11 protein-coding genes are annotated in these 10,895 nt (G+C 73.7%); 6 read left to right on the top strand and 5 right to left on the bottom strand.

Features of this window, described 5'->3' with window-relative positions; genetic code table 11:
• Nucleotides 1-98: 98 nt before the first annotated feature.
• Nucleotides 99-1,490 (top strand): type VII secretion protein EccB, encoded by a 1,392-nt coding sequence (gene eccB / locus V6U88_RS22540; RefSeq protein ID WP_334455868.1) that lies wholly within the window; start codon nt 99-101, stop codon nt 1,488-1,490.
• Nucleotides 1,491-1,575: 85 nt separating this feature from the next.
• On the opposite strand, the gene V6U88_RS22545 is transcribed toward eccB, so the two are convergent.
• The 5 genes from V6U88_RS22545 to V6U88_RS22565 all read right to left on the bottom strand — a co-directional run bounded on the left by V6U88_RS22545 (nt 1,576) and on the right by V6U88_RS22565 (nt 6,277).
• Nucleotides 1,576-2,181: a class I SAM-dependent methyltransferase gene (locus V6U88_RS22545; protein ID WP_334455870.1), complete on the bottom strand. Its 606-nt coding sequence runs from the start codon at nt 2,179-2,181 to the stop codon at nt 1,576-1,578.
• Between the two features lie 40 nt (nt 2,182-2,221).
• A complete protein-coding gene (locus V6U88_RS22550) occupies nt 2,222-2,836 on the bottom strand; it encodes a methyltransferase domain-containing protein (RefSeq protein WP_334455872.1) in 615 nt (204 codons plus the stop codon).
• A 224-nt stretch (nt 2,837-3,060) separates the two neighbouring features.
• On the bottom strand, nt 3,061-3,927 hold the full coding sequence (locus V6U88_RS22555) for a carbohydrate ABC transporter permease (RefSeq protein ID WP_334455874.1): 867 nt from the start codon (nt 3,925-3,927) through the stop codon (nt 3,061-3,063).
• Nucleotides 3,927-4,886, bottom strand: a complete 960-nt coding sequence (locus V6U88_RS22560; protein WP_334455876.1) for a carbohydrate ABC transporter permease — start codon at nt 4,884-4,886, stop codon at nt 3,927-3,929. The genes V6U88_RS22555 and V6U88_RS22560 overlap by 1 nt, the downstream gene beginning before the upstream one ends.
• Nucleotides 4,883-6,277: an ABC transporter substrate-binding protein gene (locus V6U88_RS22565; protein ID WP_334455878.1), complete on the bottom strand. Its 1,395-nt coding sequence runs from the start codon at nt 6,275-6,277 to the stop codon at nt 4,883-4,885. The genes V6U88_RS22560 and V6U88_RS22565 overlap by 4 nt, the downstream gene beginning before the upstream one ends.
• Nucleotides 6,278-6,393: 116 nt before the next feature.
• Between V6U88_RS22565 and V6U88_RS22570 the strand changes: the two genes are divergently transcribed.
• The 5 genes from V6U88_RS22570 to V6U88_RS22590 all read left to right on the top strand — a co-directional run bounded on the left by V6U88_RS22570 (nt 6,394) and on the right by V6U88_RS22590 (nt 10,839).
• Nucleotides 6,394-7,431, top strand: a complete 1,038-nt coding sequence (locus tag V6U88_RS22570) for a zinc-dependent alcohol dehydrogenase (protein WP_334455880.1) — start codon at nt 6,394-6,396, stop codon at nt 7,429-7,431.
• Nucleotides 7,432-8,250: a sugar phosphate isomerase/epimerase family protein gene (locus tag V6U88_RS22575; protein ID WP_334455882.1), complete on the top strand. Its 819-nt coding sequence runs from the start codon at nt 7,432-7,434 to the stop codon at nt 8,248-8,250.
• Nucleotides 8,247-9,659 carry an MGH1-like glycoside hydrolase domain-containing protein gene (locus V6U88_RS22580; protein ID WP_334455884.1) on the top strand — a complete coding sequence of 471 codons (1,413 nt, stop codon included), beginning with the start codon at nt 8,247-8,249 and terminating at the stop codon, nt 9,657-9,659. The genes V6U88_RS22575 and V6U88_RS22580 overlap by 4 nt, the downstream gene beginning before the upstream one ends.
• A 91-nt stretch (nt 9,660-9,750) precedes the next feature.
• Nucleotides 9,751-10,149, top strand: coding sequence for an NUDIX hydrolase (locus V6U88_RS22585; RefSeq protein WP_334455886.1), 399 nt, complete (start codon nt 9,751-9,753; stop codon nt 10,147-10,149).
• A gap of 279 nt (nt 10,150-10,428) precedes the next feature.
• Nucleotides 10,429-10,839: a DUF2267 domain-containing protein gene (locus V6U88_RS22590; protein ID WP_334455888.1), complete on the top strand. Its 411-nt coding sequence runs from the start codon at nt 10,429-10,431 to the stop codon at nt 10,837-10,839.
• The last annotated feature ends 56 nt before the right edge of the window (nt 10,840-10,895 follow it).

The following is a 10,895-nucleotide window of genomic DNA, read 5'->3' on the forward strand; positions in this document are numbered from 1 at the left end:
TGGCGTCAGCGTGCCCTGCGGCTGGCGACGACGCAGGGTCTCCGTGGCATCGACGGAGCGCATATCCTGTGCGGCGACGACTCGCCGGAAGGGACGCCATGCCGTCGCGGCAGGACCAGCTCCACTCGTACCAGTTCACCGTGCAGCGGGCGGTCGCCGCGCTGGTCATGCGGGAGACCGACCCGGTGCGGTCGCCGTTCCGGCGGCTCGCGGGCGCCGGCCTGGCGAGCGTGCTGGTGGCGGCGATCGGGCTGGGGGGCTTCGCCCTGTACGGCCTCTTCGCCGGCGGCGGCAGCAAGTGGCGCGACCCGGGCGCGGTGATCGTGGAGAAGGAGTCCGGCGCCCGGTTCGTCTACCGGGACGGCAAGCTGCACCCGGTGCTCAACTACGCCTCCGCGTTGCTGATCATCGGCGCCGAGCGGTCCAGCACCGTGCTGGTCTCCCGCCGCTCCATCGAGGGGGTGCCCCGGGGCCTGCCGCTGGGCATCGCCGACGCGCCGGACTCGCTGCCCGCCCCAGGGCGGCTCTCGACCGCCGCGTGGACGGTCTGCTCGGTCGTCCCGGCCGAGGCCGAGCGTCCGACGCCCCGCTCGGCGGTGCTCATCGGCCGGGAGGCCGACGGCGGGCGGCCCACCGGCGAGGAGGGGGTGCTGGTCCGGCACCCGGACGGCACCCTGCACCTCGTCTGGCGGGAGCGGCGCTTCCTGCTGCGCGACACCAACCGGGTGCTGGCGGCCCTGGCCGCCACCCGGGAGCGGGCGGTGCCGGTGGCGCCCGCCCTGCTCAACACGCTGCCCGCCGGTGCCGACCTGGCCCCGCCGGCCCTGACCGACCTGGGCCGGCCCTCCGCCGGGGTCTCCGGGGCCGTGGTCGGCGACGTCTACCTGGTCCGCAACTCCGGCGGCGGCCGGCAGTACGCGGTCGCGGAGTCCGACGGCCTCGCCGGCATCACCGAGTTGCAGGCGGCTCTGCTGATGGCCCGCACCGGGCAGGGCGAGCCGGAACCGATCACCCTCGGCCGGTTCGCCGCGTTGCCCAAGCTGCCGGACCTCGTCCCCGGCGGCCCCACCGCCCCGCCCGCGTCGCCGCCCCGCCTGGCCGCGGTGGACGGTGGCGGGCTCTGCGCGCGCGTCGGCGACGACGGCGAGGTCCGCGACGTCCGCGTCGGCGCGACCGTGCCCGACCTGACCGCCGTGGCCCGTACCGGCGCCGCCACCGGGCGGGGTGCGGTGCTCGCCGACCACGTGATGGTCGAACCCGGCCGGGGCGCCGTCGTGGAGTCCGTCGCCGCGCCCGGGGCGACCGGGGGCGCGGTCTCCGTCGTCACCGACCTGGGCCGGCGCTACGTGCTGGCCGGCGGCGGGGTGCTGGGCATGCTCGGCTACCGCGACGTGCGGCCCGTACGCCTGCCGGCCGGCCTGGTCAGCCTGGTCCCCGCCGGCAGCCCGCTCGACCCGGCCGCCGCGCGGGCGGTCGCCGCCCCCGCCTGAGCCGGGGTCGCGGCGATCCGGGTTCCGGGCGGCGCCTGGCCAGGAGACGGGGCGGCGCGTGGTCTGGTCGCGGGACGGTGAGTGGTCAGGAGGAGGGGCGGCGCAGCATGCTGACCGCGAAGTCCGCGTCGTCGCGCCAGGGACGCAGGTCCCAGGTGGCGAAGCGGTGCTCGGGGCGCAGCCCGGCGGCGACCGCATCGCCGTCGAAGTCCGCCAGGCGGTAGCCGCGGTCGGTGCCGAAACCGACCAGCACCACGCCGTCGGGGCGCAGGTGCGCCGCGATCCGGGCCAGCACGTCGCGTTCGGTGCCGGGGGCGACGAACGCCATCACGTTGCCGGCCACCACGGCCGCGTCGAAGGGCTCCGGCTCGCCGGCCGCCGCCAGGTCCAGCTCGGCGAGGTCGCCGACCAGCCAGCGCGGGCCGGGGTGATCGGCCTGGGCGGCCTCGACCAGCGCCGGGTCGGCGTCCACCCCGACCACCTGGTGACCGCGGGCGGCCAGCGCGGCGCCGACCCGGCCGGTGCCGCAGCCGGCGTCCAGGATCCGCGAGCCGGGGGACACGACCGCGTCCACCAGGCGGGCCTCGCCGGCGAGGTCGGCGCCCTCGGCGGCGAGCCTGCGGAACCGGTCGATGTACCACTGCGAGTGCCCGGGACCGGTCTCGGTCGTCCAGCGGGTCGGGTTGGTCATGCCGCCACGGTAACCGGCGCCCGGCCGGGTGGCCCGGCGGTCAGGGCAGCCGGGCGACGGTGACGAACTCGTTGTAGGTGAAGAGCTTCCCGAGCGCCCGGGGGAAGGGGAAGGAGTACTGCCGCATCACGGCCATGCCGAGGTCGCGGGCCGCCTCCGCCGCCTCGGCGAACCCGACGAACCGCACGTGGGTGGCGTCGCTGGCGTACCCGCGTTCCTGCGGGGTGATGAACACGACCGTGCCGCCGGAGCGGACGAACGGCAGGTACGAGGAGATCACCTCCAGCGCCTGGCCGGCGGGGAGGTGCTCCAGCAGGTGCGCGGCGAGCAGCGAGTCGAAGGCGTCCGGCCGGGCGTGCTCGGAGCGGAAGAACTCCTCCACCGTGTACGCCTCGTGCCCGGCGGCCTGGGCGTGCGCGATCGACGTGGCGTTGTGGTCCACCCCGACCGCGCCGTCGCCGAGGTTGGCCAGGTTGCGGCCCAGCCCGCAGCCCACGTCGAGGGTGCGGCCCAGGTCGAGCCGGCGCAGGTTCCACCGGTATGGCGCCTGCACGTCGAGCAGTTGCTTCCAGCGCGCGCCACCCAGGCGTTGCAGCCGACGGGTGTAGTCCTCGCCCTCGGTGCCCGTCGGAGCGTCCTGCTGTGCTCGACCCATCGCCGGCTCCTTTGCCTGTCGCGGATACGGATGTGGTGCAGGCGCACTTTCCGGCGCCACGCGCAGGGCGTTCCGCCGGTTTCCCCCGTACCCGCCGGGGCGGGTTCCCGAACGATGCTACGGATGACCTGGCCGTTCGGCACCCTCTCCGCGCAGGTGTTTCGCGGCGTGATCGCGGCGTCGGCGGACGGTGACCGGTGTTCCGGTCACCGTCCGTCACGCGGTCAGCCCTTCTCCGCGCCGGCGGTGAGGCCCTCGGTGAGCAGCCGCTCGCTGGCGAAGAAGAGGATCACGATGGGCAGGGTGAGGATGACCGACCCGGCCATCAGCACCGTCTTGGGCACCTCGACGCCGTCGGCGAGCAGGGACAGCCCCAGCGACACCGTCCACCGGTCGGGCTTGTCGACCAGGAAGAGCAGCGCGAAGAGGAACTCGTTCCAGGCGATCATGAAGTCGTAGAGGGCGACCGCCATGATCGACGGCGCGGCCAGCGGCAGGCTGATCCGGCGGATGATGCCGAACCGGCCGGCCCCGTCGATGGCCGCGGACTCCTCCAGGCTGATCGGGATGGTCTCGAAGTAGTTCTTCAGCATGTAGACCGAGACCGGCAGGGTCTGCGAGATGTAGACCAGGACCAGCCCGAACAGCGACCCCCGCAGCCCGGCCCGGGTGAAGACCACGAACAGCGGGATCGCGATGACGATCGACGGGAACAGGTAGACCGCCAGGAACAGCGCGTTGACCTGGCGGCGGCCGAAGAAGCGCAGCCGGGAGACGGCGTACGCGCCGGGGATCGCCACCACCAGCGTCAACAGCGTCGCGGCCACGGCGACCAGGCCGCTGTTGCGGATGAAGGTGAGGAAACCCTGGCCGCCGTCCTCGGCGGCCTTCAACACCTCGGTGTACGTGGACACGGTCAGCTCGCCCAGCGGCACCCACAGCGAGCCGGGGTCGAGCAGCAGCCGTTCGATGGGGCGCACCGAGAGCACCAGCATGTACCAGAACGGCAGCACGGTGATCAGCAGGAACGTGGTGAGCACCAGCCGGCGCAGCCAGCGCAGCGAGACGGTCTCGATCCGGTCGCGGTCCATCACACCTCCCGTCGTCCGGTGAAGAAGCGCAGGTAGATCGCGACGAAGACGATCAGCACCACGGCCAGTACGACGGCCTGCGCCGCCGCCGCCCCGATGTCGGTGCGCGCGGTGAGGAACTGGTAGACCCGGACGCTGACCACCTCGGTGCCGGCGGAACCGCCGGTGAGCAGGTAGACGTCGTCGAACTTGTTGAACGTCATGATGAACCGCAGCACCCCCAGCAGGGCGATCACCGGCATGAGCTGAGGCAGCAGGATGTGCCGGAACCGCTGGGTCGGGGTGGCCCCGTCCACCCGGGCGGCCTCCTCCAGCTCACCGGGGACGGCCTGGAGCCGGGCCAGCAGGAACAGGAACGCGAACGGGAAGTAGCGCCACGCCTCGAACGCGATCACCGTCGCCAGGGCGGTCGAGTCCTGAGACAGGAAGGGGATCGGGGCGTCCCAGCCGAGGAACCGCTGCCCCCAGTCGTTGACGAGGCCGAGCTGCGGGTCGAGCATCACCTGCCAGACGAAGGCCACCGCGACCACCGGCGCCACGTACGGCAGCAGCATCGAGGCCCGGACCAGCGTCCGGCCGCGGAAGGGCCGACGGACCACCAGCGCCGCGACCAGGCCGAGCGCGATCGACCCGGCGGTGCCGCCGAGGCTGTAGAGCACGGTGGTCCAGAGCGTGTCGACGAAGCCCGGGGTGCGCAGCACCCGGTCGACGTTGTCGAGGGTGAACTCGCCGAACAGCCCGGTCTTGCGCAGGGTGGCGAGGCGGACCCGCTGGAAGGCCAGCAGCACCGTCCAGACGATCGGGATGCCGATCACCGCGATCACCACGAGCAGGGTGGGGGCGACCAGCGCGAGCCCCTCCCGGGATTCCCGGCGCCGCAGGGTCAGCGGGCGTCGGCGGCCGGGACCGGGCCGCTCCCGGGCGGGGGAGCGGCCGGTCTCCGGCGGGGCCGAGGTCAATTGACGCCCGCCTTGATCGCCTCCACGTCCTTCTTCGCCCGGGCGGCGGCCGCGGCGGCGTCGCTCTTGCCGCCGACGACGTCCGCGAGGGCCTTGGGTACGGGCAGTTCGCCCAGGATCGCGCCAACCAGCTTGCCCTGGCCCTGGGTCAGGCCCCAGCGCTGGAAGGTGTCCGGGCTGCGGCGCAGGCCGGTCAGTACCTCGTCGCCGTACACCTCGGACAGCGGCTTCTTCGCGTCCACCCCGGCCTGGCTGGTGTTCCAGGCGGTGAGGAACTTCTCCTTGTCGTCGGCGGTGCCCTTTCGGACCGGGAAGCGCCCCTCGGGGGACATGCCGAACCAGCGCGGGTAGCCGTCGGAGAGCAGGTACTCCACGAAGGACTTCGCCGGGTCGGCGGCGGCGCCGTCCAGCACCGCCCAGGAGCTGATCTCGCCGTACTGGGCCGGCTCCGCGCCGTTCGGGCCCTTGATGGCGGTGACGAAGCCGCTGTTCTTCGCCAGCCAGGTCGGATCCTTCGCGCACTGGGGACAGGTCGGCTTGGCGTCGTTGCGCAGCCCGGCCAGCTCGTCGAGGATGAACGGCGACCAGATCAGCATGGCGGCCTTGCCGGCGAAGTAGGTGGCCCGGGTGGTGTCCACGTCCTGCGCGCCCTTGACGGAGTGGTTGCGCATCAGGTCGCCGTAGAAGCGGAACGCCTCGACGCATTCGGGGGAGTCCAGCTTGACCGCCCCGGAGTCGTCGGTGAGCTGGCAGTTGTTGGCTAGCGCGAGGTGCTCGAAGGTCTGCTGGGTGAAGACGTCGCCCGGGGCGGTGGCCGCCGTGATGCCGGCGACCCCGCCGGTGTTCAGCTTCGCCGCTGCGGCGGTGATCTTCTCGTACGTGTCGGGGGCGGGCAGGCCGGCGGCGTCGAAGAGGTCCTTGCGGTAGACCAGCAGCTGCCCCCAGCCGTCGCTGGGTACCGAGAGCTGCTTCCCGTCGTCGGAAGTCAGTTCCAGGGCCCGTGGCGAGAAGGTGTCCCGCCCCAGCTTGTCGACGATCTCCTTGTTGGCGTCGGGGTGCAGCAGTTCGTTGCCGGCGAGGGTCCGGATGCCGGCGAGCGAGACGGACCCGACCACGTCGGGCAGCTCGCCGGCGGCGGCGCTGGAGGCGATGAGGGAGGGGAACTGGTCCTCGTTGACGGTGACGAGGTTGACCTTCACGCCGGTCTTCGCGGTGTAGTCGGCGATGATCGCGCGGGTGGCGGTGACCCGGTCGGCCACGTCCTCCAGGCTCCACACCGTTATCTGTGAGTTGTCACTCTTCGATTCGTCGTCTCCGCAGGCCAGCAGTCCGACCCCGGCAACTGCCATGATCAGGGTGGACGCGAGCATCCGCATCGAGGGTGATGGCATCGGTGGCACTCCTCTCGAAGGGTACACAAGGGATTCAACGCCTTCGATTGATCAATAACAAGACATATAGCGATTTTTTGTTAAGATTGAGCCCGGTACGTCCCGGGAGTGGCGCCATGGGCAACTGGGTTGTCTCGCTGGCCGGGCCGCGGCGCGTGAGCCTCGAGCCCTGCCCCACCGATCCGCTCGGCCCGGGCCAGGTCCGGGTCCGCACCTGCTACTCCGGCATCTCCGCCGGCACCGAGCTCACCCTGTTCCGGGGCAGCAACCCCCGGCTCAGCAAGGACTGGGACGACGTCAGCCGGATGTTCGTCCCCCGCCAGACCCCGGTGCCGTACCCGCTGGTCGGGTTCGGCTACGAGGAGGTCGGCGAGATCGTCGAGGTCGCCGGAGACGTCGTCGACCGGCATCCGGGCCAGCTCGTCTGGGGGATCTGGGGGCACCGGGCCGAGGCCGTCCTGCCGGCCGGCGCGGTCAACCCGCTCGCCCCCGGGCTCGACCCGCTCGCCGCCGTCTTCGCCCGCCCCGGCGCCATCGCGTTGACCGCCGTACTCGCCGCGGACCTGCACCTGGGCGACTGGGTCGGGATCTTCGGGCAGGGCGTGATCGGGTTGCTCGCCACCCGGCTGGCCAGCCTCTCCGGCGCCCGGGTGGTCGCCGTCGACCGGGTGCCGGCCCGGCTGGAACGCGCCGCCCGCCTCGGTGCCCGCCGTACGGTCGACGCCGGCGTCGACTCCGCCGCCGCCGTGCTGCACGAGGCCACCGGCGGCCGGGGCGCGGACGTCTGCCTGGAGCTGTCCGGGGCGTACCCGGCGCTGCACGAGGCGATCCGCGCCACCACCCACGCCGGCCGCGTCGTGGCCGCCGGCTTCTACCAGGGCCAGGCCGACGGGCTCGGCCTCGGCGAGGAGTTCCACCACAACCGGATCCAGCTGGTGGCGGCCCAGGTCTCCGGGCCCGCCCCGGCGCCCGGCCTGGCCGGCCGATGGTCCGGTGACCGCATCGCCCACACCTTCATGGACCTGGTGGCCGAGGGCAGCGTCGACCCGCTGCCGCTGGTGAGCCACGTCGTGGACGCCCGCGCGGTGGCCGACGCGCTCGCGTTGCTCGACCGCGGTGCCGATGACGTCCTACAAGTCGTGCTGAGGTTCTAGATGACCATCCCGCTCGCCTGCCAGGAGCAACTGCTCCCGGGCACCAACCTGTCCCAGAAGTTCGCCCTCGCCACCGCCCTCGGCTACCAGGGCATCGAGCTGCGCGGCCAGGGCGACCTCGCCCTCGCCCGCCGGCTGCCCGAACTGCGCCGGGCCCGCGCCGAGGGGGTGGTCATGCCCACCGTCTGCGTGGAGATGGACCACTTCATCGGCGACTTCGACCCGGCGCGCTCCCGCGACGCGGTGGCCAACCTGCGCTCCCAGCTCACCGTGATCGCCGAACTCGGCGGCGTCGGCGCGATGACCCCCGCCGCCTGGGGGATGTTCTCCCGCCGGCTGCCGCCGTTCGAACCGCCCCGCTCGCCCGGCGGCGACCGGCAGGTGCTCCTCGACGCCCTGGGTCACCTCGGCGAGCACGCCCGCACCGAAGGCGTCACCCTCTTCCTCGAACCCCTCAACCGGTACGAGGACCACATGGTCAACCGGCTCGACGAGGCGGTCACGCTCTGCGCCGCCGTGGGTCTGCCCTCGGTGCGGGTGGTCGCCGACACCTTCCACATGAACATCGAGGAGGACGACGTGCACGCCGCCCTGCGCGCTGCCGCGCCGTACCTGGGGCACGTGCAGGTCAGCGACTCCAACCGGTTCCAGCCCGGCACCGGGCACCTGGACTGGCCGGCGCTGCTGGGCACCCTGCGGGAGATCGGCTACCCCGGCTGGCTGGCGCTGGAGTGCCGGCTGCGCGGCGACCCGGTCCGGGCGCTGCAACAGGCGGCGACCGTGCTGCGGCACGCCCAGCCCCGGCAGGCGGCGGCATGAGCGCCGGCGCCAGCGGCCCGTCCGGCCTCGGCGCGCCCCCCACCGACCACCCCGACGGCCGCCCCGCCCCGCAGGCCGGCGCGGCGGCCCGACCGGCGCCCGGCGCGCTCCTCGCCGACCTGCGGCGGTTGGCGATCACCACCCTCGACGCGAACTGGGAGCACGACCACACGGTGCCCTCGCGCACCCTCTACCCCCACCAGTGGAGCTGGGACTCGGCGTTCATCGCCGTCGGGCTGGCCCACGTCCGCCCGGACCGGGCGTGGCGGGAACTGCGCACCCTCTTCGGCGCGCAGTGGGCCGACGGGCGGGTGCCGCACATCGTCTTCAACCCCGCCCTGCGGGTCGGGTCGTACTTCCCCGGGCCGGAGTTCTGGGGCTCCGCCGCCGCCGACGGCGCCCCGGCCGCCGCCACCTCGGGCATCGTCCAGCCGCCGGTGCACGCCCAGGCGGCCTGGCTGGTGCACCGCCGCGCCCCCTCCGAGGCGTCGACGCAGACGCTGCGCTGGCTCTACCCGAGGCTGGTCGCCCAGCAGCGCTACCTCACCGGCCGCCGCGACGTCGGCGGGGCTGGGCTCGCCGCCATCGTGCACCCGTGGGAGTCCGGCCTGGACAACAGCCCGGCCTGGGACGCGCCGATGGCCGCGGTGCCCGCCGACGCCGCCGTCATGCGGGCGTACCGCCGGCACGACACCGCGCACGCCGACGCGGCGCACCGCCCCACGAACCTGGACTACGCGCGCTACGTCGCGATCGTCGCCTCCTACCGCGCGCGCCGCTACAGCGACCACGCGCTGGCCGGATGGCATCCCTTCCTGGTCGAGTGCCCGCTGTTCAACGCGGCGCTGGGCGCGGCGGAGCACGCCCTGGCCGGCATCGCCGCCGTGGTGGGCGCCGATCCCGGCCCGCACCGCGACCGCGCGACGGCGATCACCGAGGCCCTCGTCCGGCGGCTCTACGACCCGGTCACCGGCACCTTCCACCCGCGCGACCTGCGCACCGACCGGCTGGTCCCGGCCCGTACGGTGCTCGGGCTGATGCCGTTGATCCTGCCCGACCTGCCGGCGCGCCAGGTGGGGGCGGTGCTGGCCGAGGCGTGCTCGGCGCGGTTCGGCCTGGCCCGGCACATGCCGCGCCCGCTGCCCACCCACGACCGGGGTGCGCCGGACTTCGAGCCGCTGCGCTACTGGCGCGGCCCGAGCTGGATGAACACCAACTGGCTGCTCTGGCGCGGGTTGCGCGCGCACCACCGGCCGGACCTGGCCGCCGGCCTGCGCGAGTCGATGCTGGAGATGGTCGCCACCGGCGGCTGCCACGAGTACTTCCACCCGGACACCGCGGCGGGGCTCGGCTCGGCGGCGTTCAGCTGGACCGCCTCGCTGCTGCTCGACGTCCTCGCCGAGGGGTGAGCATCACCGACTCGACCTGCTCGGGCGTGAGGTGTGCGCGGTGGTCCGCGCCCGTCTACAGTGGGTGCCCGCCCGCACTGGAGGACCGCCCGTGGACCCCATCGACAAGATCGCCTGGATCCGGATCGAGGACGGCCGGATCCTCAGCACCCGCTCCCGGGGCAGGGACGTCTGGTACCTGCCCGGCGGCAAGCGTGAGCCCGGCGAGACCGACCGGGAGACGCTCACCCGCGAGATCGCCGAGGAACTGGGCGTGGTGATCGACCCGGAGACGGCTGTGCACGTCGGCACGTTCACCGCCCGGGCGCACGGCCACCCGGCGGGCACGCTGGTGCGGATGACCTGCTACACCGCCGAGTACCACGGCGAGCCCCGGCCGGACCACGAGATCGAGGAGGTGGCCTGGCTCGGGTACGCCGACCGGGACCGGGTCTCCCCGGTCGACCAGATCATCTTCGACGACCTGCGCCGACGGGCCCTGCTGGGGTGAGCGAGCCTGACCGGTTCGACCGCTGACCGGTGAGGGAGGGCCGCACCGCGCCCGGCAGACCGCTACGCACCGGTGTGGCGCATCGCGCGGATCCCGCGGCGACCGGCCCGGCCGGAACCCATCGGATCAGGTGGCCGTTTGCGCCCTGCCGGGGCGGGTAACCGCGGTCGGATTCCCGACCGGGACCGGCCGGACGCCGAGGGTCGGATTCCTGACCGGCGGCCCTCCGCCGACCAGGATCGGGAATCCGACGGATCGGCGGAGCGTGAGGAGGACCGGGTGCGTTTTCCCCTCTTCGTCGACGCGGTCGCGCGGCGGGCGGAGTTGCCGCCGGAGCGCGCCGCCGCGATCGCCCGGGCCGTGCTGGTGACGGTGGCCGAGCGGGTCCAGGCCGGCGAGGTCGAAGACCTGACCGCCCAGCTACCGGACGACCTCAGCGAATACCTGGCCGAGCCGCCGCCGGACACCACACCGGGCGCGGCGGAGACCTTCGGGCCGATCGAGTTCCTGCGTCGGGTGGCGGACCGGGCCGGTGTCGAGCCGGCAACCGCCCAGGTCGGCGTGCGGGCGGTGTTCGCCACCCTGCGCGAGGCGGTCACCGTCGGGGAGTTCCAGGATCTGGTGGCGCAGCTGCCGAAAAGTTTCACCAGGGGTGTCGATACCTCGCCACCGCACCCGTACGATGAGTGACGTCGCCGCCACTGCGCACCCCGTCTGAGCTGCCGTTAAGGGAGCCGCCGGGGCGG

The sequence above is a fragment of the Micromonospora sp. CPCC 205739 genome (assembly GCF_036906795.1).
Taxonomy (GTDB): domain Bacteria; phylum Actinomycetota; class Actinomycetes; order Mycobacteriales; family Micromonosporaceae; genus Micromonospora.

Coding starts and splice junctions, on each gene's coding strand:
- V6U88_RS22555 (WP_334455874.1), bottom strand. CDS start 3,927: ATGGACCGCGACCGGATCGAGACCGTCTCGCTGCGCTGGCTGCGCCGG.
- V6U88_RS22575 (WP_334455882.1), top strand. CDS start 7,432: ATGACCATCCCGCTCGCCTGCCAGGAGCAACTGCTCCCGGGCACCAAC.
- V6U88_RS22545 (WP_334455870.1), bottom strand. CDS start 2,181: ATGACCAACCCGACCCGCTGGACGACCGAGACCGGTCCCGGGCACTCG.
- V6U88_RS22550 (WP_334455872.1), bottom strand. CDS start 2,836: ATGGGTCGAGCACAGCAGGACGCTCCGACGGGCACCGAGGGCGAGGAC.
- V6U88_RS22570 (WP_334455880.1), top strand. CDS start 6,394: ATGGGCAACTGGGTTGTCTCGCTGGCCGGGCCGCGGCGCGTGAGCCTC.
- V6U88_RS22580 (WP_334455884.1), top strand. CDS start 8,247: ATGAGCGCCGGCGCCAGCGGCCCGTCCGGCCTCGGCGCGCCCCCCACC.
- V6U88_RS22565 (WP_334455878.1), bottom strand. CDS start 6,277: ATGCCATCACCCTCGATGCGGATGCTCGCGTCCACCCTGATCATGGCA.
- eccB (WP_334455868.1), top strand. CDS start 99: ATGCCGTCGCGGCAGGACCAGCTCCACTCGTACCAGTTCACCGTGCAG.